The 26,221-nt window shown below is 70.6% G+C and carries 20 protein-coding genes and 3 pseudogenes; 12 read left to right on the top strand and 11 right to left on the bottom strand.

The features are described from left to right. Positions 1-507 precede the first annotated feature (507 nt). Positions 508-1,080, bottom strand: coding sequence for a hypothetical protein (locus ACQEVM_RS18680; protein ID WP_433080459.1), 573 nt, complete (start codon positions 1,078-1,080; stop codon positions 508-510). 76 nt (positions 1,081-1,156) lie between these two features. Here ACQEVM_RS18680 and ACQEVM_RS18675 point away from each other — a divergent pair, with 76 nt between their 5' ends. The 7 genes and pseudogenes from ACQEVM_RS18675 to ACQEVM_RS18645 all read left to right on the top strand — a co-directional run bounded on the left by ACQEVM_RS18675 (position 1,157) and on the right by ACQEVM_RS18645 (position 7,280). Beyond that, entirely contained in the window at positions 1,157-1,669 is a 513-nt protein-coding gene (locus ACQEVM_RS18675; protein ID WP_433080457.1) for a PadR family transcriptional regulator, read from the top strand. 58 nt (positions 1,670-1,727) lie between these two features. Further along, complete coding sequence (locus tag ACQEVM_RS18670) at positions 1,728-2,048, top strand: hypothetical protein (protein WP_433080455.1); 321 nt, start codon at positions 1,728-1,730, stop codon at positions 2,046-2,048. 60 nt (positions 2,049-2,108) lie between these two features. After that, positions 2,109-2,574 (top strand): annotated as a pseudogene (locus ACQEVM_RS18665) (GntR family transcriptional regulator). After that, positions 2,571-3,437 carry an ABC transporter ATP-binding protein gene (locus ACQEVM_RS18660; protein WP_433080453.1) on the top strand — a complete coding sequence of 289 codons (867 nt, stop codon included), beginning with the start codon at positions 2,571-2,573 and terminating at the stop codon, positions 3,435-3,437. The pseudogene ACQEVM_RS18665 and the gene ACQEVM_RS18660 overlap by 4 nt, the downstream one beginning before the upstream one ends. After that, positions 3,434-4,429: a hypothetical protein gene (locus ACQEVM_RS18655; RefSeq protein WP_433080451.1), complete on the top strand. Its 996-nt coding sequence runs from the start codon at positions 3,434-3,436 to the stop codon at positions 4,427-4,429. Before ACQEVM_RS18660 ends, ACQEVM_RS18655 begins: the two co-directional genes overlap by 4 nt. Further along, positions 4,426-5,929, top strand: a pseudogene (locus ACQEVM_RS18650) (cryptochrome/photolyase family protein). Before ACQEVM_RS18655 ends, ACQEVM_RS18650 begins: the two are co-directional and overlap by 4 nt. 151 nt (positions 5,930-6,080) lie before the next feature. Next, a complete protein-coding gene (locus ACQEVM_RS18645) occupies positions 6,081-7,280 on the top strand; it encodes a spore photoproduct lyase family protein (RefSeq protein WP_433080449.1) in 1,200 nt (399 codons plus the stop codon). Positions 7,281-7,331: 51 nt separating this feature from the next. Here ACQEVM_RS18645 and ACQEVM_RS18640 read toward each other — a convergent pair whose 3' ends face one another. The 4 genes and pseudogenes from ACQEVM_RS18640 to ACQEVM_RS18625 form a co-directional block, all read right to left on the bottom strand. Continuing rightward, positions 7,332-8,474, bottom strand: coding sequence for a serine hydrolase domain-containing protein (locus ACQEVM_RS18640; protein WP_433080447.1), 1,143 nt, complete (start codon positions 8,472-8,474; stop codon positions 7,332-7,334). A gap of 97 nt (positions 8,475-8,571) precedes the next feature. Further along, on the bottom strand, positions 8,572-8,910 hold the full coding sequence (locus ACQEVM_RS18635) for an STAS domain-containing protein (RefSeq protein WP_433080445.1): 339 nt from the start codon (positions 8,908-8,910) through the stop codon (positions 8,572-8,574). A 229-nt stretch (positions 8,911-9,139) separates the two neighbouring features. Then, positions 9,140-10,146, bottom strand: a pseudogene (locus ACQEVM_RS18630) (MerR family transcriptional regulator). A 3-nt stretch (positions 10,147-10,149) separates the two neighbouring features. Further along, the gene (locus ACQEVM_RS18625) at positions 10,150-10,821 is read right to left on the bottom strand and encodes a HEAT repeat domain-containing protein (RefSeq protein ID WP_433080443.1); all 672 of its coding nucleotides are present in this window, start codon (positions 10,819-10,821) and stop codon (positions 10,150-10,152) included. 372 nt (positions 10,822-11,193) lie between these two features. Between ACQEVM_RS18625 and ACQEVM_RS18620 the strand changes: the two genes are divergently transcribed. The 3 genes from ACQEVM_RS18620 to ACQEVM_RS18610 all read left to right on the top strand — a co-directional run bounded on the left by ACQEVM_RS18620 (position 11,194) and on the right by ACQEVM_RS18610 (position 13,455). Beyond that, positions 11,194-11,691, top strand: a complete 498-nt coding sequence (locus ACQEVM_RS18620; protein WP_433080441.1) for a SigE family RNA polymerase sigma factor — start codon at positions 11,194-11,196, stop codon at positions 11,689-11,691. Beyond that, positions 11,684-12,124: a hypothetical protein gene (locus ACQEVM_RS18615; RefSeq protein ID WP_433080439.1), complete on the top strand. Its 441-nt coding sequence runs from the start codon at positions 11,684-11,686 to the stop codon at positions 12,122-12,124. The genes ACQEVM_RS18620 and ACQEVM_RS18615 overlap by 8 nt, the downstream gene beginning before the upstream one ends. Positions 12,125-12,243: 119 nt before the next feature. Next, positions 12,244-13,455 (top strand): mannosyltransferase family protein, encoded by a 1,212-nt coding sequence (locus ACQEVM_RS18610; protein WP_433080437.1) that lies wholly within the window; start codon positions 12,244-12,246, stop codon positions 13,453-13,455. Between the two features lie 116 nt (positions 13,456-13,571). On the opposite strand, the gene ACQEVM_RS18605 is transcribed toward ACQEVM_RS18610, so the two are convergent. Beyond that, positions 13,572-14,360, bottom strand: a complete 789-nt coding sequence (locus ACQEVM_RS18605) for an SDR family NAD(P)-dependent oxidoreductase (RefSeq protein WP_433080435.1) — start codon at positions 14,358-14,360, stop codon at positions 13,572-13,574. Positions 14,361-14,985: 625 nt separating this feature from the next. Then, positions 14,986-15,108, bottom strand: coding sequence for a hypothetical protein (locus ACQEVM_RS18600; protein WP_433080433.1), 123 nt, complete (start codon positions 15,106-15,108; stop codon positions 14,986-14,988). Positions 15,109-15,467: 359 nt separating this feature from the next. On the opposite strand from ACQEVM_RS18600, the gene ACQEVM_RS18595 reads away from it, so the two are divergent. Further along, entirely contained in the window at positions 15,468-16,328 is an 861-nt protein-coding gene (locus tag ACQEVM_RS18595; protein ID WP_433080431.1) for a DUF1775 domain-containing protein, read from the top strand. A 167-nt stretch (positions 16,329-16,495) separates the two neighbouring features. Here ACQEVM_RS18595 and ACQEVM_RS18590 read toward each other — a convergent pair whose 3' ends face one another. Both ACQEVM_RS18590 and ACQEVM_RS18585 read right to left on the bottom strand, forming a co-directional pair. Continuing rightward, complete coding sequence (locus ACQEVM_RS18590; protein ID WP_433080429.1) at positions 16,496-18,352, bottom strand: copper resistance CopC/CopD family protein; 1,857 nt, start codon at positions 18,350-18,352, stop codon at positions 16,496-16,498. A gap of 373 nt (positions 18,353-18,725) precedes the next feature. Next, a complete protein-coding gene (locus ACQEVM_RS18585; protein WP_433080427.1) occupies positions 18,726-18,983 on the bottom strand; it encodes a hypothetical protein in 258 nt (85 codons plus the stop codon). A 382-nt stretch (positions 18,984-19,365) separates the two neighbouring features. Between ACQEVM_RS18585 and ACQEVM_RS18580 the strand changes: the two genes are divergently transcribed. Continuing rightward, positions 19,366-20,574: a serine hydrolase domain-containing protein gene (locus ACQEVM_RS18580; protein ID WP_433080425.1), complete on the top strand. Its 1,209-nt coding sequence runs from the start codon at positions 19,366-19,368 to the stop codon at positions 20,572-20,574. A gap of 240 nt (positions 20,575-20,814) precedes the next feature. On the opposite strand, the gene ACQEVM_RS18575 is transcribed toward ACQEVM_RS18580, so the two are convergent. Together ACQEVM_RS18575 and ACQEVM_RS18570 are read right to left on the bottom strand one after the other, a co-directional pair. Next, complete coding sequence (locus ACQEVM_RS18575) at positions 20,815-21,543, bottom strand: VOC family protein (RefSeq protein ID WP_433080423.1); 729 nt, start codon at positions 21,541-21,543, stop codon at positions 20,815-20,817. Positions 21,544-22,002: 459 nt separating this feature from the next. Further along, positions 22,003-22,281 carry a hypothetical protein gene (locus ACQEVM_RS18570; protein WP_433080421.1) on the bottom strand — a complete coding sequence of 93 codons (279 nt, stop codon included), beginning with the start codon at positions 22,279-22,281 and terminating at the stop codon, positions 22,003-22,005. Positions 22,282-26,221: the final 3,940 nt, after the last annotated feature.

The following is a 26,221-nucleotide window of genomic DNA, read 5'->3' as shown; positions in this document are numbered from 1 at the left end:
GACACCGTCCCGGGGCAGGAGGCCCTGTTCTGATCCGTACCGTCCCTCGGCGACAGGCCGCAGCCGACAGGCACAGCGGACGGAACGGCCGCATCCTTCCTCGGTGCGGAGGGAATCAAGACCGCGTCGGCGACCGACACCGGCCACGACCGACACCGGCCACGACCGCTACCGGGGAGTGGACTCGGTGGGGCCTCGGGACGGGGCGGAGCGCGGGCGCCACATGGGTCGGTCATCGACACGTGTCGGTGCGCGAGCCAGTGGGATCCTTGTGAACGATCAACCCTGCGCGAGCCGACCCTCCTCGGTACGGGGCGCTCCGCTGGGCGGTGACGGCGCCTTCGCGGTGGTTCCTCCCGTGTGACGCCCCGTCCGGCAGGGGTACGGCGAAGGCCGGCGCATCGTCGGCAAGGCTGCCAACGACCCGTTCGAGCCGCCGCCGCGCCCCGGATGCCCACACGCCGGGGAAGGCCCGTGAGTCCTCGCGGCACCTGAACGGGCTGGACGTCAGCGGGCGCCGGCCTTCGCCTGGACGGCGGCGACGTGGCGGACCGTGAACAGCATGGGGAGGACGAACCCGGCGGCCTGGACGAGTGTGGCGGCCGCCGAGTGACCGTGGCCTGCGTGGGCGAGGGCCGCGAGCGCGACGGCGGTGACGGCGAAGGCGACGGTCCACGCGCCGGTGATGACGATGTTCGCCCGGATGAACGGCCTCAGCCCCCATGCCTCGCGGGGGGTGCTGCGCTTGGCGATGCCCGAAGTGAAGGGCTTGCCCACCAGCAGCGAGACGCCGGCGATGAGGGCGAGCGTGGCCGAGGAGAGGGCTGCCGAGTAGCCGTGCACGGGGGAGTGCGGGTCGGCGAAGGCGATGCCCGTCAGCACCGCGAAGAACACCGCCGAGCCGATCTCGATGAGCAGCGCGTCGAAACCGGCACCGGCCCGTCGCTGCTGAAGGGTCACGGCGATGGCCACCACGAGTCCGGCGAGCGCGCCCCACTGCCACTGGGCGGACGGGAGCACCGCGAAGACGATCCACGGCAGAAAGGTGCGTACGTACGACATCGAAGCCCCCGGGCTCATCGTTATTCCTGTTCTGACATGTCAAAACTAGAACGTCCGCTCTCGACATGTCAAGCCTGGAAGGTAAGCTCGGGGCATGAGCCTTCGACACGCCCTTCTCGGACTCCTGTCAGAGCGCCCGGCCAGCGGGTACGACCTGCTCAAGCGCTTCGAGACCTCGCTGGCCAACGTCTGGCCCGCCACCCAGAGCCAGATGTACACGGAGCTGACCAAGCTCGCCGAAGCCGGGCTGATCACCGTGTCGGCGGCGGGGGCGCGAGGCCGCAAGGAATACACCCTCACCGACGAGGGCCTCGTCGAGCTGCGCCACTGGCTGACCCGGACCGCGCCGCAGCGCAACACCCGCAGCGACATCCTGCTGCGGGTGTTCTTCCTCGACGTGATCACTCCCGACCAGGCGCGGGACTACCTCACCGGCCTGATGGAGATGTCGGAACAGGAGCACGAGGCCCTGCGCCGGCTGTCCGACTCCATCGAGTGGGGTGACGACCCGCTGTCGGTGAACGGCAGGATCGCCCTGGAGTACGGCCTGCGTTTCAACGCCATGCGCCGTGAATGGGCCCGGTGGGCCGCCGACCAGATCCGCTGAAGCCGGCGGGTGGTGTGGCTGCTGGTGTGGTGCGTACGGTCGCCCCGGCGCGTGCGAGTTGTCGCAACCGTCTCGTCGCCTGCGCGTCCAGCCGCTGCCCGACACCCGTTGGGCGCGCTCGATCGGAACCACCATCGACGAACGCGGGGCGGTCGTTCACGATCGTGACCTCGAAGCCGCCCGGTGCGCCGCCGCCCGCACCGCTCTTCTCGTACGGGCGATCGACCTGGAGTCGATCTCGCCCGAACTGCCGCTCACACTCGACGAGTTGACCCTTCCGGTCGAGGGTCGCCCGGCCCTCGCGGTGCGGGTGGCCAAGGAGCTGGAAGACGTACATCGATACGTCGCACCCCTGACCTCGTCGCGCGGCCCTTCTTGACAGCCGGGATCTCTCCGTCCACCCTTTCACTACTTCGCTAGTGAAAGGGTGGTGGCTCACGTGATCGACTACCGCATCGACCGGCGTAGTGGTGTCGCCACCTATCTCCAGATCGTGCATCAGACCAAACAGGCCCTCCGCCTGGGCCTGTTGGAGCCCGGAGATCGACTGCCCACCGCCCGCCAGGTGGTCGAAAGCCCTCGCCATCAACCCCAACACCGTGCTCAAGGCGTACCGGGAACTCGAACGTGAGGGCCTGGTGGAGGGGCGCCGGGGGCTGGGAACTTTCGTACGTCGGACACTGGGCGACGGCGGGGCCGCGGACGGCGCGCTGCGCACCGAGCTCACCCAGTGGCTGGAACGGGCCCGGCGGGCGGGGCTGGAGCAGGACGACATCACCGCGCTGTTCACGTCCGTACTCGGCGGCGCCGACAGCGAACCGGACCACGGCGAACCGGACCACGGCGAACCGGGCCACAGCCACAACCACAACCACAACGAATCGAACCAAGGGGACGAGAAATGACGGCAGCCATCGAAGCGCACGGTCTCGGGCGGAGGTTCAGCCGGGGCGGCTGGGCCCTGCGGGACTGCTCCTTACGACTCCCCACCGGCCGCATATGCGCCCTGGTCGGCCCCAACGGGGCCGGCAAGTCCACCCTGCTGTCCCTGGCCGCGGGTGTACTGAGGCCCACCGAGGGCACCGTTCGGACCCCGGCCCGCGAGGAGATCGCGTACGTCGCACAGGGCAAGCCCCTCTACCCCCAGCTGACGATCGCCGAGACCCTGCGCATGGGCGCGGACCTCAATCCCGGCCGCTGGGACGCGGTCGCCGCGGGCGCGGTGGTGGAGGCCGGCGGCCTGGACCCGTCCCGGCGTGTCCGCGCGCTGTCCGGGGGCCAGCGTTCCCGGGTCGCCCTGGCCCTGGCCCTCGGCAAGCGCCCCGCTCTGCTGCTCCTGGACGAGCCCCTGTCCGATGTGGACCCGCTCGCCCGCCGCGAACTGATGGGCACCCTGCTGGCAACCGCCGGCGAGCACGGCACCACCGTGGTGATGTCCTCGCACATCCTCTCCGAGCTGGAGGACGCCTGTGACCACCTGTTCCTGATCGACGGCGGACGCATCCGGCTCGGCGGCCCGGTCGACGAACTCCTGGAAGCCCACGCCCTGGTGAGCGGCCCGGTCGGCGACCTGAGCCCGCACACCGTGGTCACCACGCGAACCGTCGGGCGCCAACTCACCGCCTTGATACGGCCACAGGGGCCGGTCGGCACCGGAACCGACGGGTGGCAGGCCATCGCGCCGACCCTGGAGGAACTGCTGCTCGCCCATCTGCGCGCCCCGGAGGCACCGCCCCTGCTCACCCCGGCCGTGGAGGTGGCGGCGTGACCCTCTTCGATCTGCGAGGCTCCGTCAGGGTCACCGCCGGCCTGCACCGCCGTGTGTTGTGGGGCGCCCTGGCACTGGTGCTGCTCGCCGCCATCGCGTTGCCCGCGGGCCGCTGGTACGTTCACTCACTGGCCGGGGACCTTGCCGCGAGCGGCTGCGAGGTGGAGAACACGGTGCGCGGCTGCGGCATCCCAGTCCGGGGTTTCCTCGCTCGCAGTCTGTACGTCAACAAGATGTTCTTCTTCATCGCGCTGGCCGTGAACGCGCTGCCCCTGCTCCTCGGCGCGTTCGTGGCGGGCCCGCTCATCGGGCGCGAATTCGAATCCGGAACCTTCCGATTCCAGTGGACCCAGTCGGTCAACCCCGTGCACTGGCTCGCCGCCAGGCTGGCGGTTCCGGTCGCGGCCGTGGTCCTGGTCCTGCCGGCGTTCGTATCGCTCAAGGCCTCCGTCTGGCGAGACACATTGGACACGTCGTACCCGATCCCGTGGTACGACCACCCCACCTACGGGGCGATCGGCCCGGTGGCGGTGGGCTACGCGCTCCTCGGCATCGCCGTCGGCGCCTTGGCCGGGTTGCTGATCGGCGCGAACGATGCCCGCCATGGCCGCGGCCCTGGCCGTCATCGGGGCCGTCATGGCGACCCTCTTCGTCCTGCGCCCATGGCTCGTACCCGCCGTCGACGGGCCCGCGCGCGACGGACACAACTGGGTGATCTCCGATTCGTTCGAGAGCCCTCGGCTCCGATTCCACCCCGAGTCGCACTTCTGGCCGCTGCAACTGGTCGAGACGGGAATCCTGTTGACCCTCGCAGCCATTGCGACGCTCGCCGCCTTCGTGTTCCTGCGCCGCCGGCACGGCTGACGGACCCCCGGCTCACCCTTGGCGACGAGAACGGCGAAGGTCGTTCCCTCGCAAGGGAGTTCGAGCGATGGCGGGTGGTCGTGTCAGCCGTCCTGGACTCCTGCCGAGTTGGTTGGATGCCGCCATGAGTCCAGTGCACTGGTTGTTCGGCGACCAGCTCGGCCCACACTTCACCGCCACCGCCGCCGGCGGGACACCGAGGAACACCCGGTGGCTGCTGATCGAGTCCCGGGCGGTCCTTCCGCCGGCGCCGGTTCCACCGGGCCAAGGCCCATCTGGTCCTCAGCGCCATGCGCCACCGGGCCGCAGACCTCGGTGGGAGCGCACAGTACATCGAGGCGGAGACCTATCGAGAAGGCCTGGAGCGGGCCGTGGGCGACGCACCCGTATCCGTGCACCACCCCACCTCCCGCGCCGCCCTCGCCCTGGTGGACTCGCTACCGCAGGTCACGGTCCACCCCGCCCGCGGGTTCCTCGTCGGGCACCGCGAGTTCGGCGAGTGGGCCGCACGGCAGAAGGGGCGGCTGCTCCAGGAGAACCTCTACGAACACACCCGGCGCACCCACGACATCCTCATGGACGGCGACCGACCGGCGGGCGGACGATGGAACCTGGACCACGAGAACCGCGAGCCTCCGCCTCGCGGCGAGACCACCCTGGGCGCACCGGCACCGTACCGTCCCCGCGAGGACGAGATCGACGAAGGAGTCCGGCGAGACCTGGACCGCTGGGAACGGGAGGAAGGCGTCACCTTCGTGGGCCGCGACGGCCCGCGGCTCTTCCCCGCGAGCCGCCGCGAGGCACTGGCCGCGCTCGATCACTTCGTCACGCACCGCCTCGCCGGCTTCGGCGCGCACGAGGACGCCATGCTGGCCGCCGACCCCGTGATGAGCCACAGCCTGCTGTCCTCCTCCCTCAACCTGGGGCTCCTCGATCCGTGGGAGTGCGTGAGCCGGGCCGAGGACGCGTGGCGGGCCGGACGCGTCCCGCTCAACAGTGCGGAGGGGTTCGTCCGGCAGGTCTGCGGCTGGCGCGAGTACGTGTGGAACCTGTACTGGCACCTCGGCGAGGACTACCGAAACCGGAACGAGCTGCGCCACACCGCGCCGCTGCCCACCTGGTTCACGGAGCTGGACGCGGACGCGCTCGGGGCCCGCTGCCTGTCCACCGTGCTGGCGCAGGTCCGGGACACGGGGTGGACGCATCACATCCCCCGGCTGATGATCCTCGGCAGCCACGCCCTGCAGCAGGGCTGGGACCCGGCCGAGGTGACGGACTGGTTCCACCGGTGCTTCGTCGACGGCCACGACTGGGTGATGCTGCCCAACGTGGTGGGCATGTCGCAGTACGCGGACGGCGGCCTGATGACCACCAAGCCCTACACCTCGGGCGGCGCCTACATCCACCGCATGAGCGACCTGTGCGGGGGCTGCCGGTACCGACCCGCGGACCGTACCGGAGACCGGGCCTGCCCCTACACCGTCGGCTACTGGTCCTTCCTGAACCGGCACCGCACACGGTTGGCCGGCAACCCTCGTACGGCGCAGGCCGTGCGCGGGCTGGACCGGCTGGGCGACGTGGCGCAGGTCATCCGGGCGCACCGCGACACGGGGGACGCCCCGCCCTGAGGAAGCCCCCGGGTGCGTCCCCCCGGCGCGCCGGGCCGCCTACAGTGGAATGTCAGGAACATCAGGAAGGTCGCCCCGCGCACGTCGCCCGGTCACCCTCCTCCCCACAGGCCTCGAAGGGCCGACCGCGAAGATCCCGCAGGAGACGCACATGGGCGCCCGACCGCACGCGGGCCGACCGGACGAGTACCCGGACGACGCGGACGCCCTGTTCGCCCTGGAGGACATCGACACGGGCCGGGAGAGACACCGTGCGACGGACTCCGGCCCGCTGTTCCGCGACTCCACGGCCGCGCGCCGACTGCTGTCCGTACGGGCCATCCACGCCGAGCCCGCTGCCGCCGCCTCCCCGCGCGGCAGGCAGATCCTCGCCCGCTTCCCCGATGCCGAGGTCGTTCCCGTCACCTCGCACTGGGGGATCCCGGAGCTCCACGGCAACGAGGGGAACGTCGACCGCTGGGTCCGGATCAAGAGCGAGACCCTGGTCCTGGGGGAGAAGAAGACGCTCACCACCCGGCCCAACGGCCGCTCCGCGGACTGGATCGCCCCCGGCCCGGCCAACGGCTGCGCCATGGCCTGCGCCTACTGCTACGTCCCGCGCCGCAAGGGCTACGCCAACCCGATCACCGTCTTCACCAACATCGAGCGCATCATCGCCCACCTCTCCCGGCACATGGCGCGCCTCGGCCCCAAAACCGAGGCCAACCAGTGCGACCCGACCGCCTGGGTCTACGACATCGGCGAGAACAGCGACTGCTCCGTCGACGCGCTGATCAGCGACAACGTCGCCGACCTGATCCGAACCTTCGCGAGCCGGCCCACCGCCAAGGCATCCTTCGCCACCAAGTTCGTCAACCCGGACCTGCTCCTGTTGGACCCGCGCGGCCGTACCAGGGTGCGGTTCTCCGTCATGCCACAGCAGGACTCCAAACTGCTCGACATCCGCACCAGCCCGGTGGGGGACCGGATCGCCGCGGCCGGGGACTTCCTCGAAGCGGGGTACGAGGTCCACTTCAACCTCTCGCCCATCGTCCTGCGCCCGGACTGGGAGCGGGACTGGTCCCTCCTGCTGCGGCACATGGACGACGTGCTGCCCCGTGCGGTGAAGGACCAGGCGGCCGCCGAGGTGATCATGCTGACGCACAACAAGGACCTGCACGACCTCAACCTCGGCTGGCACCCGCGCGCCGAGGACGCCCTGTGGCGGCCGGACCTCCAGCAGCCCAAGCGCTCCCAGAACGGCAGCCTGAACGTCCGCTACCGGGGCGGCGTCAAGGCCGAGGCCGTCGAGACCATGCGCACGCTCGTCGCCGCCCACGCCCCGTGGCTGAGGATCCGGTACGCGTTCTGACCGGCGGCCCGCACGCCGCCGGGCGCCGACCGGAGAGGCCGGCAACTCGGATCAGCTCTCCACGTCCTCCCGGACGGCCGGGACGCCGGTCTCTCCGCGGAGTGCCGCTTCGACGGCGTCGGCAAGTCGGGTCACGCGGTCGTGCGTGTGCAGACCGCGCGTGACGTAGGCGAGCGAGTAGCAGTGAGCCGGGGAGTACCAGGCGCAGCTGCCGCCGATGCCACCCATGCCCGGTTCGCCGTTGTCGTCGATCCTGAAGCCCAGGGACCAGCGGACGGTGTCGCGCAGGAAGCCGTCGGTGCCGGTGGCGGCGGTCTTGAACAGTTGGGACCAGAGTGCGCCGCCCAGGGCCCGTGCGATGTGGCCGTCGGGTCGGCTGACGTCGTCGTAGAGGCTCGCGAGCGAGGTGGCGTCGGTGATGAGACCGATCGCGCCGAAGGAGGTCCGGTGCCAGGACGGGCTGCGCAGGGTATCGGGATCGAGGAGACCGGCGGGGCGCAGCAGGGCGGCGCGGCCCGGCTCGTGCGCGAGGTACGGGTCGGTCCACGCGGTTCCCAGGGGCTCGGGTTCGGCGACCAAGGGGAGTTCGTGGGGGTGGACGCCGAATCTGAGGCGTACGCCGAGGGCGCGGGACAGGGCTTCCGTGTACGCGCGGATCGAAGGGGCGCCGACCGCGGCGAGAAGTCCGTCGACGAGGTGGCCGTAGGTGGAGGCGTGTTCTGCGATGGCCTGACCCGGCACGGTCAACGGCCTCATGGCTGCCAGGTCGTGCACGAGCGCGGCGTGGTCACGGGGGTCGATCCCGGTGGCGGCGGGCGAGAACGTGTGCTTGCCGGACCGGTGACTGAGGATCATGCGCAGCGTCGTGGGATGTCCGCGCGTGTCCTGGTAGGCGGGCCAGTGCGCGGTGACGGGGTCGTCGAGGTCGAGCCTGCCGTCGGCGACGGCTTGCAGGGCGGCGAGCGCGACCAGCGGCTTTCCGGTGGAGAAGACCTGGACGAGGGTGTCCGCGCTCCAGGGAACCCCTCGTGCGATGTCGGCGCTGCCGCCGTGCACGACGAGGGCGGGAGCCCCGTTGCGCCAGATCGCCAGCGAGCCGCCGGGCTCGCGTCGCGTGTCGACGAGCTCTTGGAAGCACGAGACGACCGACTCCCACTCCCCGCTGGACTGTTGGACACGAACGGCTGCGGGCATCGCTTGCCTTTCCTCTGACAAGGGGGCGCGGCTCAGGGCGGATTCGCTTGGGAAGTGCGCGGTGTGGCCGCCTCGGGCCCGGGTGGGTTCGGGGTGGTCAGGTGTCCGTGAGGGGGAACAGGTTCTCGGTACCGGTGAGTTCCAGCAGCTGAAGGATCTGCGGGGAAGGGGCGCGCAGGCTGATGCGCCGGCCGTTCTCCTGGGCGGTGCGCCGCGATTGGATGAGGGCGTTGAGGCCGGACGAGTCGCAGAAGGTGAGTTCGCTCAGGTCCACCACGATCTCGGCCGGACAGTCGGGCCGGGTGACCACCGAGTGAAGGGCGTCCTGCAACATGGGCGCCCGATCCAGGTCCATCTCACCCCCGACCCTGATCACGACGTGCTGCTCTTCACTCTCCCACCCCACGGGCGGGAGGGAGTCCTGTGGATCGTCCATGCTGCCACCCTAGCCGGCCCTCGGGGCGGCCGACAGTCTGCCCTGAGCGGGCCGCTCCCCGCGGGCTGATCGTCGGCCGGTCCGTCGGCTCGCCGTCTCGGGCCCGGTGACCGGCGGGCGCGGCCGATGCGCTCGATCGCGCCCCCTGGCCGAGGTGCTGCCCGTGGCCAAGCCCATGCTGGTCGAGCGGGTCGCGGGGAAGGCGTCCGGGGAGAAGTCGCGGTCTGCGTCACCGTGCTGCGCGCAGTTGAAGCAGGTACGCCGCAGTCAGCGCCACGGCACGGTCCTCGTCATCCGACAGTTCCACAAGGGCACGTGACGCCCTGCTCCCGGGGATGTCCGCCAACGCCTGCGTCAACCGCCCGCGAGCGGGCCCTTGCACGGTGTCGACGGCGAGGCGCTCGACGAGCCCGGTCGCGATCCGATCCGCCGTCGCCGTGTCGCCCGCCAACACGCCCAGCGCGTCAGCCGCATCGGTGTCGTTCCTTCCCTCCACGACCATGTCGATGAGTGTCGGGGCCGCGTCGACCACGCCACGTGCCCCGAGGGCCAGAGCCGCATGCCCGCGGACCACGAGGTCGTCGTGAAGGAGGGCCTGCCGCAGTTGCGCGGTGGCCTCACCGCCGGGAAACGCGGCCAGGGATTGGACGGCGCGTTCCCGCACCGCCGCCACCGGTGAACCGAGGCCCTCCGCCAACAACGCCGGCCCGGCCTCGCCCGATCGCGCCAGCGCCCAACGAAGGGCCCCGGCGACGTGCGGATCCGCCTCGCGCAACGCCGCCTCGACCAAGGCCTCCACGGGAGGCGCAGCCTCGCCGGCCGAGGTCAGGGCCGCGCGTTGGCGCGCGCCGGCGCTCTTCGAACCCAGTGCCCGCAGGAGCGCGACGACCTGGAGGACGTCCTCCCAGCCGGTGGGATCCGCGGCGTCGATCCGGCGCAACCGCGTGAGCAGCTCGGTCTCGGCCGCGATCCTTTTCGCGCGACTGGGCGATGAGGTCGCCGACGAGCACCGAGGGCGTGAAGCCGGGATCGTCGAGAGCCCGCCCGATCTCACGCAGCGACATCCCGAGCGACCGCAGGCTCTCGATGTGGAAGACCCGCCGGACGTCCTCCCCGGAGTACTCCCTGTACCCGGACGCCGTACGCCCCGAGGGACGCACCAGACCGAGCGACTCGTAATGCCGGGAGCATGCGGGCACTGACCCCGGACCGCCGCGCCACCTCACCGATCAACACGCCCTATCGTCCCTCCTGACCGGATCCGCCGAGGGCCACGACGCGCTTCGCCTCCTCGATCGCGTACTCGAACCCGGCGTCCGGATCCTGCCACAACCGTCGTGTGGCGAGCGCGTGCACGCGCACGCGCGGGTCGGGGGCCGTCATCGCGGCACGCAGGGCCGGCACGACGGCTTCACCCAGCGCGACCAGTGCCCGGCTGAGGCTCAACTGCGTCTCCCGCTCACCGCGGCCGAGCTGCGTCGCCAGCACCTCGGCCAAGCCCGCCTCCTCCCCTTCGGGAACGAGGACGACCGCGGTCCGCCAGGCGCTCCGTGCCACTTCGTCGTCGGCATCGGACAGAAGTGTCCGCGTGATCGCCGGCCACGCCCGCCGATCCCCGATCTTGGACAGCGTGTGCAGCGCCTGGCTCCGTGCCTGCGCCCGCCCCGAGCGAACCTCGCGCACCAGCCCGGGGAGCGTCACGGCCACGGGATGGCGGGTGAGCGCCCAGGTCAACATGTCGCGGACGAAGAAGTCGGGCTCGATCGCGCAGCGCTCGACGAGCCTGTCCACGAAGTGCGGGTCGGGCGCCGTTCCGACCGCCAGCGCAGCCCGCAATCGTACGGACGAACGTTCGTCCTCCAGCTCCTGAAGCGCGCGGTGCCCCTCCGCGTCCTGACTCGTGATCGTCATCAAGACCACCTCCTTGGCCGACAGTGAAGGCCTTGTCACCGTGTCAAGGTCAAGCAGGGCCCGCGCGGGGACGGGAGCGCGTGCGCCGGCCGCGAGGAGGCCCGCGCCGAAAGGGCGTCCGAGGCACGGCGCTCCCGACAGGGGACGACCTCGACGCTCGCCCCGGCCCTCCTGCGGGGAGAACGCTCCCGGCCCCTCCGCCTCGTGCTCTGCTGAGCGGGCGAGGCCGTTCGTCCGGCCGCGTGTCCCCGAGGGCTCGTGTGACACCACTCACAAGACTGCTCGACGTCCGGTGTAGACCGGATGCGGTGCGGCGGGCGTATTCCCGGTGGGAGGGATACGTGGACGCGGGAGTGATTGCGGGAGTGATTCTTGACGGTCGAGGAGTTCGAAGAGTTCTACGCGCAGGCGGCGGGACGGCTGACAGGACAGCTGTACGTGATGCTCGGCGACCACCACGAGGCGCAGGACGTGGTGCAGGAAGCGTTCGTGAAGGGGTGGGGCCGGCGCAGGCAACTGGACAGTGAGGGGCGGCCCGAAGCCTGGATCCGTACCGTCGCGTGGCGGCTCGCGGTGAGCCGTTGGCGCGGCCGGAGGCGTACCGCCGACGCCTGGGAGCGCACCGCTCCCGCCGGCCACGTGGACGGTCCGGGACCCGAGGCGGTGGCCCTGGTGGAGGCGCTGCGACACCTGCCGCCGAAACAGCGCCGGACCATGGTCCTGCACTACGTGTGCGACCTGACGGTCGAGCAGATCGCCGCCGAGACCTCCCTGTCCCCAAGCACGGTCAAGACCCACTTGTCCCGGGGCCGCGCCACCCTCTCCCGCCATCTGCAGGACCCCCGCATTGAGGAGGCTCCCGATGCCTGATTCCAACGATCCGCTGCGGTCGCTGTTCCAGGAAGCGGCTTCCGCCGGGCAAGAGGGGACGGCCCTGGCCCCCGTCTCGGTCATCGCCCGGCGCGGGGAGCGGGCCCGGCTGCGCCGGATCGCCGGACTCGCCGTCGCGGCCTGCCTCGTCCTCGCCGGTTCGGGCGCCGCGGTGGCCGGGTTGCTGCCCGACGGGGGGAACGGGAACCGGCCGGCGACCACCCCGTCACCCCTGCTGTCCCCGTCCCCCTCGTCGGCGCCACCGCCCCCGTCCTCGACACCGACCTCCCCACCGCGCTCGTCGGCCACCTCCTCCCGGCAGCCGAGCCCCCCACCCACCGCCCGCACCACCGAGCCCGTGCCCCCTCCGACCGGGGGATCGACGGTGGAGCCCTCCTCGACGGTGGAGCCCTCCTCGACCGCCCCGCGATGACCCGGACCCGACCCACTCCGTTCAGCCCACCCCGGTAGCCGGGGGACACCGGCACCCCACCGGCCGCGCAGCCTCGGCCGGCGGTCCGGCGCGCCCTCAGCCGACTCAGGAGCACCCGTATGGCCGTTTCCACCCCGTCGCGACGGGTCACCCTCCACGCACCCACCGCCCGGGCCGAACCGCGGCCCAAGCCCCGCCGACCGCGGCTCGGCCCCGCCGACCGCGAGGTGCTGTCGCTCTACGTCCTCACCCGCATCGGGATCTGGACCACCGCCGGAGCCGTGAGTTGGCTGTTCCCCGCCGACGGCAAGTCCCGGCGGGCTCCCTCGCTGCTTTCCCCCTGGCAGCAGTGGGACTGGTGGCACTACCTCCACATAGCCCAGGACGGCTACTTCCCGGACGGCGCCGGCCCGTGGACGGTCGGTTGGGACAACCGCGAGGCCTTCTTCCCCGGGTTCCCCCTGACCCTGCGCGCCGTCCACGTGGTCGTCCCCCACTGGGCCGCCGCCGGGGCACTGATCTCCTTCGTCGCGGGAGGCGTCGCCGTCCTCGCGCTCGCACGGATCGCCCGCCGCCGACTGCGCGACCTGGAAGGCGGCCGACGTGCGGCGGTGTTCTTCCTCCTCTCGCCCTGCGCGGTGTTCCTCGCGGCCGGTTACACGGAGTCCCTGTTCCTGGCCCTGGCCCTGCCCGCGTGGCTCGCGGCGCAGCGCGGGAACTGGCCGGCCGCCGCGGCCCTGACCTGTCTGGCCTGCTCGGTGCGGGTCACCGGCCTGTTCCTGGCCGCCGCGCTCGTGCTCCACTTCGTGCTGACCGCACGGGACCGGACCGCCTGGCGCTCGGCTCCCTGGCTGGCGCTGCCCGCCCTCACCCCCGTGCTCCACGGCTGGTTCCTGTCGACCCGTACCGGGGACTGGATGGCGTGGAAGCACGCTCAGGAACGCGGCTGGTACCGGGACTTCCACGCACCCTGGGACGCCTGGTCGAACACCTGGGAAGCCGCCTTCCAGCACACGCAACCCACCGGGTACGCGCTGATGTGGCAGGCGGAACTGCTGGCGATCCTGGTCGGCGTCGTCCTGCTGGTCCTGCTGGTCCGCCGACGCCGACTGCCCGAGGCGCTCTACATCGCCCTCACCCTGTGGGCGCTGGGCACCTCGTACTGGTACACCTCGATCCCGCGCTCCACGCTGCTGTGGTGGCCGCTGTGGATCGCCCTGGCCGGGTGGAGCCTTCGACGGCCGCGCGTGCAGGCGGTGTACATGTATGCCGTGGCCCCGCTCGGCGTGGTGGTGGCCATCACCTTCCTGACCGGTCGCTGGGCCGGATGACCCCGGCCCTCGGATCACGGATCCGCTGCCCGCCCCCGCCCCCGCCCCCGCCCCCGCCCCCGCCCCCGCCCCCGCTGCCGGCGCCGCGCCGCGCGGCGCCCTTCGCCGTGGATCGGCTACGGAAGGATCGAGTCCACGTAGCCGCCGTCCACGCGCAGCGCCCCGCCGGTGGTCGCGGAGGCGAAGGGGGAACTGAGGTAGACCACCATGTTCGCGATCTCCTCGGGTTCGATCAGGCGCTGGAGCAGCGACTGGGGGCGGTGCGTGCGCATGAACTCCCGCTGTGCCTCTTCCCAGGGCAGATCGCGGTCCACCAACTCGTAGACGAACTCCTCCACCCCACCCGTGTGCGTCGGGCCCGCCATGACGGAGTTGACGGTCACACCCGTCCCGGCGGCCTCCTTGGCGAAACCGCGCGAGACGGCGAGGAGGGCGGTCTTTGACATGCCGTAATGGATCATCTCGGCGGGAGTCACCACCGCCGAGTCGCTGGCGATGTTCTGGATCCGGCCCCACGAGCGCTCCGTCATCCCCGGCAGGTAGTGCCTGATCATCCGAATCGCCGTCAGGACATTGATGTCGAAGTAGCGGCGCCACTCGTCGTCCGGGATGTCCAGGGCCGGCATCGAGCCGAAGATCCCGAGGTTGTTCACGAGGACGTCGACCTGCGGGACCGCGTCGAACACCGCCCGCGCGCCCTCGTCCGTCGAGATGTCACCAGGCGCCGCGATCAGCGTCCCGCGTCCCGCACTCATGCGCCGCACCGCCTCGTCGACGGACTTCTCGGTGCGGCCGTTGACGGCCACCCGTGCCCCCGCCTGGGCGAGACCGGACGCGATGGCCGCGCCGATGCCCTGGGTAGATCCGGTGACCAGTGCGGTCTTCCCGGAGAGATCGATGAGCACGGGGGATACCTGCCTTCTGCCGCTCGGCGGCTGTGTCGGTCTGCCCGCTGCCCGCTGCCCGCCTGCCGGTATCCGGCCGCCGGTCCGACGTGGTTCGGGGTGGTCCTCAAGCAGTCGGGCCTGATCTGCGGTGCTGGTGGAGGCGTCCCTTGAATGCGGTTATCGGACGTCATTCCACAGGGGGTCATTATCGGTGGGAGGCTAAACCGTGGCAGGCAACTTGCCCATCGACTGAAGGGGTGAGCATCAAATGTTCCGCCATCTGGTCCTCCTTTCACATTGAGGCGCGGTTGCCGTCCCGGGACGCACTGACATCACGCCCTGCCCCTGAAGGCCGTCCCGTTCGTTTCCGTGCCGACGCCACGACGCCACGACGCCACGACGCCACGACGCCACCGCTCCCGACCGCACCCGCACAAGACGAGCGTTCTCGGCCGGACCCGGAAAACTGCTCCACAATTGACAGTTGCGGCCTGATCGAGGCCACCGCGGCAGATGATGGGCCCGACATGATCGGAGCTCGTACAGGGATGCGTTCCAGTCCACCGCCCGTGTGGCGGAGCGGACGGTGCCTGCGGGCTGCCGTGTTCACCCTGCTCAGCTCGGCTCTGGCCGTCGTGGCCCATCAACTGGCCTCGGAGGGGTGGGTGTCCTGGCAGCGGGCGACGGTCGGGGTGTCCGTCGTCTTCGCACTCTCCTGGCTCGTGGTCCGGCGGCCCCGGCCTTGGTGGCAGGTGATGGTGGCCACCGACGCCGCTCAACTGCTCCTGCATCAGGGACTTTCGGTACGCCAGACGGTACCCCGCGCTCACCCCGAGGCGCACGACGGCCTGACGGAGACGGTGCACGCGGCACACCACGGCGCGTGGGGGATGGCGGCGGCCCATTGCGTGGCCGCGTGGGTGATGGCCTTGCTCATGTACCACGCGGATCAGGCGCTCAGCCACCTGCCGGAGACGGTGAACCGATGGGCCCACTCCGCTGTTGCGGCTGCCGCCGCGGCCTTCGGTCTCCGCCGTCGACCACGGGTACGGCCCTGCCTGCGGACGGTACCCGCACCGCTGGGCGGCCTCGCCCTCCAGCCGACGGTGACGGCGATGCTCTGTCATGCGCTGGTACGTCGAGGACCTCCTGCCGGGTGTGCGGGAAACGTTCCCCCCATCCTGGCGGGCCGCGCACCTGCACGGTGACGCCCGCTTCGTGCACCGAGAGGGCTCCTCCATCGTGAACACATCACACACCCGCGCTCAGCTCCGCAGACTGGGTACCGTGGCCGTCGGCGCGTTGATCGTCGTGGGCGTGGCCGCCGGGCCGGCCGCCGCGCACGCCGAGGTCACGGCCTCCGACCCGCGCGCCCTCGCCGAGAACGTCACGTTGTCCTTCACCTCCGAGGCGGAGTCGGACACCGCGGGTATCGCGGAGTTGCGGGTCGTCCTCCCGAAGGGCATCAGCCCGGACGCGGTGACGCTGAAGAAGGCTCCCGACGGGTGGAAGCTGACGGCCACTCCCGACGGATACGCGATCGGCGGTGCGGCCCTGGCCACCGGCACGGATGCCGAATACAGCATCGCGGTGCGCCAGTTGCCCGACGAGAAGTCCCTCGCGTTCAAAACGCTCGAGACCTACGGGGACGGAAAGATCGCCCGTTGGATCGAGGTGCCCACCAACGGTGAGAAGGTCGACAATCCGGCCCCCCTGCTGGAGCTGAAGGCGGCGGCCCCCGGGGCCAAGCCGATCGCCCCCGCCCCGTCGGCCTCGCCGACTCCCAGCGCCGCCCCGTCGCTCAAGCCGTCACCGGCGGCTCCCTCCGCTCCCGCGGCGTCCGCGAGCGCGGAGGCGACGACTGAGGAGGCGACGACCGAGGAGGACACGGGCAGCGGCGCCGGAGTCATCGTGGGCGTGATCGCAGCCGTCGTACTGCTTGCCGGTGCCGGCACCTTCTGGTGGCTGCGCCGCAGCCGAGCCTGACGCGGGCCACAGGGGCGGCGCACGGCCTGTGCCGTGCGCCGCCCCTGCCGCGCCGGGAGTCGGCACCACGTGGATACGGAGCCGGTCGTGCAGTCCCTCGCGAGTTGCTCCACCTCCCGGCAACCCGACCTCGCCGCAACCCGGAATCCCCGTCCGCCGGGGCCGCGCTACGGGGACTTCGTGATGTCCACGGTCTCGTGCACGGTGACCTGGTCGATGTCGGTGGTGCGCACCGTGAGGTTCAGGGTCCACCTGCCGGGGACGGGCAGCCGCAGGTCGTAGGCGGCCCAGTACCCCTTCTGATTCTTGAGCTTCGCGTCGAGCGGCCCGATGTCCAGGTCGTCCTGGTTGAGGGTGAGGCGGAGTTCGGGAACGGTCGCCAAGCCGCCGTCCGCGGTGTACACCACGGCCTCCACCGTGTTCTCGCCCACCCGGCCCGGAGCCAGCGTGACCTGCACCGTGCCGCGGTGGCCTGCCGTCCCCATGTCGAACGGCATCATGAGCACCTTGGCCTGAGGTTCCTGCACGGTGACCGCGGATGCCTTCTCGTCGGCGGCGCGGCTGGGTTGCGTGCCGGTGAGCATCGTCGTGATCACCAGGACCACGACACCCAGTGCGGCCTCGGCGGCGACCGTACGCCGCAGGCCGCGCCGGAACCCGTCGGCCTCGGAACCGGACGGCTCACCACCGACAGGGGCAACGGGCTCGTCACCGGGACCCGCCGTCTCCGGGCCTGCCGGTGCGCCGACCGTCTGCGCGACCATCACCCTCTCCGGCTCCGGCACCGCCTCGGCCGCCGAGGGCGCCTCCTGAACAAGGCGAGCCGTCCATCGGCGCGAGAACGACGCCGCCCACAGCACGAGGATCACGGCGGCGATCTTGACGACGAGGGTCCTGCCGTACGAAGTGGTGGACAGCGCCTCCCAGGAGCCGACCTGCCGCCAGGACTGGTACACGCCCGTCCCGACCAGCGTGGACACCGCGACGAAAGCGAGTGTCGAGAAACGGCCGATCGCGGAAGCCGGAACATCGAGGGCGTCGGGCGCTCGACGCCGGAGCACGACCAGCAGCGTGATCAGGCCGCCGAGCCAGACTCCCATGGCCAGCAGGTGCAGCACCGCGACGGGAATGGCCAGCGGCACCTGGATGCCGGCGGAGGCATGCTCGGCGGCGGCCCAGGTAAGGGCCAGAGCCAAGGCGAACGCGGCCCCCACCACGCGCACACCGGTTCCGAGGTCCTGCGGCTGCCGCGCGTCCTCATCCTGCCGGTCCAGTTGCCCGGTGAACCGCTTCAGCAGCAGGACGCCCACCGCAAGGAGCGCCAGCCGCGCGATCAGCGCGATCCCGGGCTTCCCGGTGACGGTTCCGCGCAGCCGGGAGGGGTCGAACACCGACGTGAGCGAGCCGGCCGCCTCGTACGGGCCGCGCAGCAGCAACAGGGCAACGCCGGACACCACCAGAGCCGCCCACCCCGTCACCAACAGTCTGCGCACCGGGCGAACCGCGCCCGCGCCGGGCAGGCACACGAGGATGAACGCCACGGCTCCCACGAGGAGAGCCAGGCCGCTGTAGGCGACGTAGCGGAAGAATCCGTACAGGCGGCCGGCGGCCGTGTCGTCCGGTGAACCGGTCACCACCACGGCAGCCGTCTCGGACGGCTTGCCGATGGAGAAGACGAACGCGCCCGAGATCGGGTGGCCGTCGGCCGAGACGACCCGCCACGCCACCGTGTACGTACCCTCGATCAGCTTGCCGGGCAGCTCCACCCGGGCGGTGTTCCCCTTGCCGTCCACCTGCCGCGGCGGACGCGGGTTCGCCCGCTCGTTCTCCGGCGACAACACTCTCACCGCGTCGTCGGAGAGGCTGACCGACTCGGTGAAGGTGAGCGTGACCTGCTTCGGCGCTGACTTGAGGACGGCTCCGTCCGCAGGATCGGTGCCACTGAGGCCGGCGTGCGCGGAGGCGGGGCCCGCCCCGCCCAGGATCAGTGCGAGTACGGCGGCGACCAGCGCCAGGACGGTCAATGACGCTCTCGTGGGAGGCGATCCAGTGTGCATGAAGAAGCGGTCTCCGGTGTGGCGGTCGTCATCGGCGCACCGCCGTGCGAACCCGGTCGTGCAGGGCGGCTCCGGAACATGGAGCCACCCTCGTGCGACACGACTGGCTCTGGCAGGGCTGGGACTCATGGCGCGATGTGGACCCTAGTGCCGCCGGCCGCGGAAGTGAGCTGGTTGAGCAACTTCGGCTAAAGCGCGGTACGGAAGGCTTGCCTTGTGCGTCTTCCCTGTATCTTGCATCCGCTCTTCGAGGCCACGGGGTGGCCTGCCGCGCGACCGCACCGCGGGCCGTTCGGTTCCGGGGGCCGGCTGCCGGCCGGCAGCTGTGGCAGGGGCTGCGTCAGTCGTCGGGAGGGTGGGGAAGACGACGGAGTTCGAGCAGGGCCACCGCGATCTTCACGCCGGTGGAGATCGTCAGGGCCTGCAGAAACGGCATGCCCATGAGCCACAGCGCCACCGTCATGGCGGTGAGGACCAGAAAGGCCGGCAGAAGGTTGGTCCGCCTGATCACGGCGCGCAGGTGTCCGGCCCTGCTCCGATGCTGATCCACCGTTCCGATCGGGCGCGCGGTGACGCCTTCCTCCTCGGCTCGCGGCATGGGCTGCTGCCCTTCACTCGGGTTCACCCCCGACAACGAGTGTCGGGCGCGACTCGGCGGACGGCCACCGCTGCCACTCGCCCCGCCGCCATCCGAGTACGGGGTGACCACAAACGGCGCCGACACGGCGTGCGCGCGCCTGGTGGGGTTCGTGTTGTCCGGGAGTCGGCGCAGGCCCTTCCGGGACGTACGCCCTCCAGCCGACGGCGAGGAACAACGCCTGATGCCCATCTCCGGCGGGAGTCCGTCCTGCCCGCTGCGGCAGCCGGGGCGACAGTGATCGCGGAGGTCGGGGGCCGGCGGCCCGGCGCGCGCCTTCACCGGCTCGGCCCTAGCCTTGGGATTGCCGTTCCGGCTCCCCCGGACGACAGGAGGCTGTGCGGTGAACCCAACCCTCATACGGCTCCGCCGGGCCTGCGTGGCCGGCGCGGCGGCCACCCTCCTCATCGCTCCGTTGGGCGCGACCACCACTGCCCGGGGTGCGGTGACCCCCTCACCGTCCGCGGACGACGCCTTCGTCGCGTTGACCCCGGCCGTCAAGGCGAAACTCGACGCGGCCATCGCGAAGACCCTGCGCGAGACCAAGGTGCCGGGCGCGGTCGTGGGCCTGTGGGCCCCCGGCAAGGGCAGCTACGTGAAGGCCTTCGGCGTGGCCGACAAGGCGACCGGCGCCCCCATGAAGACCGACCTGAACTTCCGCATCGGCAGCGAGACGAAGACCTTCACGGTCACCGCCCTGCTCCAGCTCGTCGACCAGGGGAAGATCGGCCTGGACGACCCCATCGGCAAGTACATCGACGGCGTCCCGAACGGCGACAAGATCACGCTCCGCGAGCTGGCGGGAATGCGCAGCGGCCTCTTCAACTACAGCGAGGACCCGGATTTCGACAAGGCGTTCCTGACCAACCCCAACCGCCCCTTCACCCCCAAGGAGTTGCTCGCCTACTCCTTCAAGCATCCGGTGAACTTCGCGCCGAACGCCACGTTCGAGTACTCCAACACCAACCTGATCCTGCTCGGCCAGGTCATCGAGAAGATCACCGGTCGCCTGCTGCGCGAGGTCATCAACCAGGACGTGCTCGTACCGGCGAACCTGGGCGGCACCCTCTTCCCGACCGGCAGCCAGTACCCCGACCCACACCCGCAGGGCTACACGAACCAGACCCTCTCCGGGAAGATCGTGAACTCCACCGACTGGGACCCGTCCTGGGCCTGGGCCGCCGGGGCGATGATCTCCAACCTCCATGACCTGCGCAGTTGGGCGAAGACCGTTGCCACGGGCACCCTGCTGAAGCCCGCGACCCAGGCCGAACGCCTCAAGACCCAGCCCATCGGGATCATCCCGGGGGCCTCCTACGGCCTCGGCATCTTCAACGTCCAGGGCTGGATCGGCCACAACGGTTCGCTCCCCGGATACGAGACGCTGACCGTCTACCTCCCCGAGGCCGACGCCACGATGGTCATCGAGCTGAACACCGACGTCACGGTCGGCGGCCAGGAACCGAGCACCCTCTTCGGCGAGGCGGTCACCTCCATCGTGGCCCCGGACCACGTCTACCCGGGCCACAAACCGACCGACCCCAAGGGCTGAGGACCAGCCGAGCACGCGACGGATGTCCCACCCGGGTGACCGACGCAGCCTGAGTCGCTCCGCCTCACCCGGCCTGGAGATGCTCCGACGAGACCCTCGTCCGGAACGAGCCGACCGCCGGACGGTCGCCGCGCCGCCCGCGGTTCGCGGCCCCACCAATCACAGGGTGTCTGCGGCGCAGACAATCGGGCTGTTCCGCGGCTGCCGACCGGAACCTGCGCGCCACCCCGTGGGGCGCAGTCACTCCCGCGGGGCCAGAACGGTGAAGAGCGCGCCCTCCGGGTCGCGGAGGGTGACCCATCGGGCGGCGGCGGAGGTTTCCACGGGGGAGGCTGTGCTTCCTCCCGCGGAGGTGGCGGCTTCCACGGCAGCTTCCAGGTCGGTCACCCGGAAGTGGATGTGCCACCGCGGCCGCACGTTCGGGTCGGGGTCCTCGTCCACGGCTCCGCCGCTGATCCGCGCGACGGTGTCGCTGCCGTGCCTCAGGACGACGCGGTCGTGTTCGTAGGCCACCACACAGGACCCGGGAGGTTCTCCGGCCCAATCCAGCACCTCCCCGTAGAAGATGGCGGACGCGAAGGCGTCGCGCGTACGGAGTTCAAGCCAGGCGGGGGCGGTGCCGCGACCCACCCTCCAGTTCTTGAGCACCCGGCCTTGCCAGAGTCCGAAGACCGCGCCGGCGGGGTCGGCGGCAAGGACGGCGCGGCCCGTGCCGAAGGACAGCGGGCCCACGGCGACGGTGGCGCCGCGCTCGCGGACGCGGGAGGCGCTCACGTCGGCGTCGTCGACGGCGAAGTACGGTGTCCAGACGGCGGGCAGTGACAGATCCTCGGCGAGGGCCCCGAGACCGGCGACCGGAGCGCCGTCGCGGAACGCCAGCAGGAGCCGCTCCCCGAGCCGGGTGCCGCGGAACGTCCAACCCAGCACGGCGCCGTAGAACCGCCGCGCGGATTCGAGATCCCGGGTCATCAGGCTCACCCAGCAGGGCGCGCCGAGGACCTCATGGCTTGACGTGGACACAGTTCCCAGCCGCCTCATTCCGCCGCACACCGCTCAAGGGACCCTTCCACCGTAGCCCGGCCGGTGGATGAAATCGGTGAGGTGGAGCGCTCCTCCGGCCAAACGGTCGGCTCCGTGCCCCGACCATCGGTCGTGCCGGCATCGGGCATGCCTTCTGTCGACCGGTCGGGGCTCCTCCCTCGTGCGACGCCCGAGGTGCCGGTGCGTCCACGAGGTGCTGGACGTCCAAGCCCGGACCTCCGGGGGTCGACGTCCGAGGATCGACGTTCGAGCGCTGACGATCGCGGCGGGCCGGCCGTGATCCTCTTCGTCACTTCTCCGTCCGCAGGTGAAAGGGCGTCCACGACTCTTCGCGCCGTTTCGCCCACGCCGTGGCTTCGACGGAACCCCTTCACCACGGGTGACCGATCAGGCACAGCTGTCGGCTTCCCTCCGCCGGTGTTGTAGGGCATCGGCGCCTGCGGTGATGACTTCGGCGAGCCGGTTGGCGAAGGCCGCGTTGCATCCTCCGAGCCGGACGAAGCCGTGGCCTGCCACCGGGCCGTCGTTGCTGAGGGAAGGAAGGGTCATGTCCGCGAGCGCGAGCGCCGTCCGGAGGTTGGTGACGGCGTCTTCGCCGGCCTGGTAGGCGGCGTCCTGGCGCCGCTGGTACTGGAGTCGTTCGGCGCGGGTCATTTCGTACGCCATGGTGCTGGGGCCTCTCGTGGTACGCGTGGGTGGTGACGCGCCGGAGCGCGTTGTGTCATCGGTTCGTCGGCGGGGCGGGGCACTCTCACCCGGGGGTCCGGTGCACGTCCAGGTCCGGTTCGCGACGGGACGGGACAACGGGGCTGGTCCGTCGGGCTGAGTCTGGGAAAGGCCCGTGACTATCGGTTTCGATCTTCGTTTCAAGGGTGCAGGCGAGCACCCCTCCGACGTGTGGGAAGGACCGGGTTGGCCAGGAAGGTACCGGCTGCTGCCGCCTCTGCTCCTCCCGATGGCCGCCCGTACGAGGCTCGCTCCTCATGTGTCGTCGCTCAAGGGGGCTGTTCACGCCGTGGCGTCCGCCCCGGCCCCCCGGATACGCGCCTGACACTTCCGGTCGACCAGACTCCACTGACGGTACGGATTCACACCCAGCCCTCTTGCACGGGGCCTCTTCCGCTCGACGGACGGGCAGTCGAGGATTCCGGTGCCTCCCACGCCGCGGCCGCGACGGTGATCGCAGCTCCCGTGGCCTACACCGCCACCTGTGGCGACAACCTGCGGGCGTGGGCCGAGCCAACACGCGTCGCGCGGACCAGCGCAAGCGGCATTGCCGCACGTCAACTGCCGTCATGCGGCTTACCCGAACCTGTGACTGGGTGGAGGCAGGTGGACGGCCCTGTTGTCCGCCGTGTGGTAGTCGGGCGTCACCCTGTCCGAGCTGCGGCCGGCGGTCGTGGTCGTCTGCTTGGGTTGGGCGGGTACGGAGGCGGAGGGGTTTCGGTGTCGTGGGGTGGCCTGGCGGGGTGGTCGTGTGAGGGTGATCTGACGGACCAGTTGTTGGAAGCAGGCCAGCGCGGCGACGGCGGGGAGGGCGGATGCCGCTCCGGCGGCGATGGTTCTGGGTGCCTGGGCGACGCACAGGAGTGTGGCCAGGGTGGAGAAACAGCAGGACGATGGACCAGGAGTGGAGTGCGCGGCGCTGGTGGAGTGCGGATCTGAGGATGGACAGGGAGGCGACCATCCAGGGGCCGTAGATCAACAGGGGCCACCAGTGGACGACTTCGCGGGCTGTCTGGGGTGCGGCGCTGTGGCGCAGGGCGTCACAGATGGCCAGTCCGCTGAGGATGCTCACCACGGTGGCGATGGCGGCGACCAGCACGGCGGTGAACAGACTCCCCGTCTGCAACAGGGTGACCAGCGGGGGCTTCGAGTGGTTCCGGCGGTGCCCGCCGGCGGGGGGTGTGGAGGGACGCTCGGCTGAGGTGTGCTGCGGCCCTGCGACGAACCCGATGGTTGCGCCCGCGTCTCCGGCCGTCCCGAAGCCGACTCGGGTGAACAACTCCGGCTGTCCGAGAGCGGGGTTCTCTTGGAGAAGGCCGGCGAACTCCGTTGCCGGGTCCCACAGTGCTTGCGCCTCGCCCACCCGGCCGAGAGGTTGCCCGGGGGAGGGGTGTTGTGCGTGCTCTGGTCGGCCCGGGAACGCTGAGGTCTCCGGCGGGTGTTGGAGACCTTGGACGCCAGGGTATCCGTACGGCTCATACACGGGAGCTGCCACCCGAGCGCTCGCCGATGGCCGTGGCGGGTGCTGCCGTCCTTGCTGATTCAAGGCCTTCGACTCCCGGCGCCCCGTTCAGGGTCCCGCCGCGGTCGGTTGAGGGCGGAGTGAACATCCGCTTCCCCATCCGGGTGGCTCCGGAGTGAAAGCTGTCCCTCTGTCCTTCTTCTTCCGCCGCGCCGCGAAGGGAGAAGGGGAGCTTTGCTGTTGTCATATTCCCTAAACGCCCATGATCTTGGTCTGGGTGTGTGCCATCCGGGTGATGGTGGTTGACGAATAGGCGTTGACGCCGTCTTATCGGTTCTGCAAATCCACCTGGATCGCGATCCTTCGCGTCGTCCCGTCGCGGCCGGGAGCTGATGTGTCGCGACTCGACGCCGGGCAGCCCGACGGATTCATCACTCCTGAGCCTTCCGAAACCCCGGGCCCGTGACGGCGACGCACGTACTCCCGGGGTGTGTTCCAGAGCAAGGCGACGGCCCTGCCGTGTGCCGCGCTCTGTGTGGTGGCCTGCGGACACGGCGGATTGTCCACACGCGCCGTGGGCTCGCCGTGCGTGCCGTCACCCCGGCCTGACCTCGATGGCGAGACCCCATCGCCGGCTCCGCCGACTCCGCTTCCCACAGCCGCGCGGAGGCGCCGCCGCGCGTGTCGAACCTTGTCGTGCGGCCCGTCGGGTCGTCGGTTGGCCTCCCTCCGGCCGTCGCGGCCGGAGGCCGATCATCGGCAAATAGGCCGGATGTCGGTGTCGAGAAGTTGCCGCGCATGACTGCAATCGGAGGAGGGGGCGCAACTCTGCATATGCCTCTGCGTTATGTCGGAGGAACGTCTGGGCCCGGTTCTTGTGCGGCCCTCTGTATCTCAACCTTCGGAAGGACTGGTTGTGGGAGACATCCTCCTGTGGATCATGCTCATTCTCGTCGCACTAGCCACAGGTTTCACAGCACTCACGTCATCGGGTACTGGTCGCCTCTGGTCTGTGGACACCCTGGAGCTGAGGCGCCAACAACGCTTCACGCACGTCCTGTCCCTTCATGTGCACGCGGTCTCGCTCTCTCGATCGGCAGCTGCGGCACTGGTGCAACCAGGCGAGCAACCCGTCCGCGTCTTCACCCACTTGAGCGCGGAGCCGCTCCAGCTCATTCAGGAGCCGCGCCAGTCAACCGGCACGCCGGAGCGTCACGACTGGGCTGCTGAGTGGCAGTCAACGCCCGCTCCCCGAACAGCCGCGGCTCTGACCGCCCCTGCCTCGCATTCGCTTCCGGGGTGATGGCGTCGGGTTGGCTGGGTTGCGTCTTCAGGGCTCCACCGGAAGGTGTGTGACGCCTGCGTCCCCACTCGTGCGGGCTCCCGGGTCTCGTCGAGTCCGAGAGGCGTACTCGACGAGAGGGACTTGAAGAGAGGAACTTGAAGAGAGTTCACCAAAGGCCCGTCCTGCCCGGCATCCCGGCCCGGCGTGTCACGTCGAAAGAGATGGCTGATATCGCCGAAAAACCCCGGCAATTCGTACATGATCGTGCATGTCAAAACCCCGGTGATCCGGACATTGGTGGAGGCGCGCAAAAGCCCCGACAGTCCGCGTACTACTCGCCTTCGGGGCGACGAATGGGCATGCTGAAGCCGCGGTGACTTGTCCCATCCATGCTCGGCGAACCCTGTGCCGGGCGTTGAGGAGGTGCGGAGACATTCCTCAACCGAAAGGAGTATCACCATCCATTCCCGTGGAGACCCGTTACGACCCTGGCCGAGGAACCGCCTCCCTTCCGGCGAGTGCCCCGGCAGCAGGTTCCCACCCCCACGACGCGCGGATGAGGGGGAACCCGGCTCATCGCCCATCCGGCAGAAGAGCCTCCCCGCAGCCGGGTCATGGTCCACGAGAAGGGGAGGTGTGAGGATGGCCGCGGGCAGTGAGCCGGCCGCTCGCAGCCCATGGGCGGCGATAGCACGAGCCCTGCGCACTACACGAGTGGCTCTGATGCAGGTCACACGCCGTCTGGCCGAAGCGGGCACTGCCGGCGGAACCGGGCCGCCCCGCACGAACTCGACGTCGACGCCAATGCTTCGGGACGAATACCGGGCGGGGTTCGCCCCGCGCCGGCCTCCCGGGGAGAGCGACGTGACCAACCACGGGGAATGTCAGTGGTGCCGACTCCTCGGCGATCCCGAGCCTCGCGACCGGCCTGGGCCCAGTGGCTCATGTTCGTGAGGGGCGCCGGGTCCTGACGGATCCGGTCGGCCCGTCTCTGTCCTCCGGGCCTGTTCGTGCGGGCTCCGGTCCGGACCTCGCACGGTGACTCCGAAGTCAGGCCGCGTGATCAGGGGCATACAGTCGTCGCCCCACCGCGGCATGCCGAAGTGGCCCGGTACGGCACGTGCCACGGAGAG

The organism is Streptomyces sp. CA-243310 (assembly GCF_050936775.1).
GTDB lineage: Bacteria > Actinomycetota > Actinomycetes > Streptomycetales > Streptomycetaceae > Streptomyces.
Note: the sequence above shows the minus strand (reverse complement) of the source record. Positions and strands in the feature narration are given on the sequence as shown.

Excerpts from the sequence above, each read along its gene's own strand:
- ACQEVM_RS18640 (WP_433080447.1), bottom strand. The coding sequence starts at position 8,474 with ATGCCCGCAGCCGTTCGTGTCCAACAGTCCAGCGGGGAGTGGGAGTCG.
- ACQEVM_RS18585 (WP_433080427.1), bottom strand. The coding sequence starts at position 18,983 with ATGCCGCGAGCCGAGGAGGAAGGCGTCACCGCGCGCCCGATCGGAACG.
- ACQEVM_RS18660 (WP_433080453.1), top strand. The coding sequence starts at position 2,571 with ATGACGGCAGCCATCGAAGCGCACGGTCTCGGGCGGAGGTTCAGCCGG.
- ACQEVM_RS18625 (WP_433080443.1), bottom strand. The coding sequence starts at position 10,821 with ATGACGATCACGAGTCAGGACGCGGAGGGGCACCGCGCGCTTCAGGAG.
- ACQEVM_RS18645 (WP_433080449.1), top strand. The coding sequence starts at position 6,081 with ATGGGCGCCCGACCGCACGCGGGCCGACCGGACGAGTACCCGGACGAC.
- ACQEVM_RS18635 (WP_433080445.1), bottom strand. The coding sequence starts at position 8,910 with ATGGACGATCCACAGGACTCCCTCCCGCCCGTGGGGTGGGAGAGTGAA.
- ACQEVM_RS18610 (WP_433080437.1), top strand. The coding sequence starts at position 12,244 with ATGGCCGTTTCCACCCCGTCGCGACGGGTCACCCTCCACGCACCCACC.
- ACQEVM_RS18680 (WP_433080459.1), bottom strand. The coding sequence starts at position 1,080 with ATGAGCCCGGGGGCTTCGATGTCGTACGTACGCACCTTTCTGCCGTGG.
- ACQEVM_RS18570 (WP_433080421.1), bottom strand. The coding sequence starts at position 22,281 with ATGGCGTACGAAATGACCCGCGCCGAACGACTCCAGTACCAGCGGCGC.
- ACQEVM_RS18615 (WP_433080439.1), top strand. The coding sequence starts at position 11,684 with ATGCCTGATTCCAACGATCCGCTGCGGTCGCTGTTCCAGGAAGCGGCT.
- ACQEVM_RS18675 (WP_433080457.1), top strand. The coding sequence starts at position 1,157 with ATGAGCCTTCGACACGCCCTTCTCGGACTCCTGTCAGAGCGCCCGGCC.
- ACQEVM_RS18595 (WP_433080431.1), top strand. The coding sequence starts at position 15,468 with ATGCGCTGGTACGTCGAGGACCTCCTGCCGGGTGTGCGGGAAACGTTC.
- ACQEVM_RS18575 (WP_433080423.1), bottom strand. The coding sequence starts at position 21,543 with ATGACCCGGGATCTCGAATCCGCGCGGCGGTTCTACGGCGCCGTGCTG.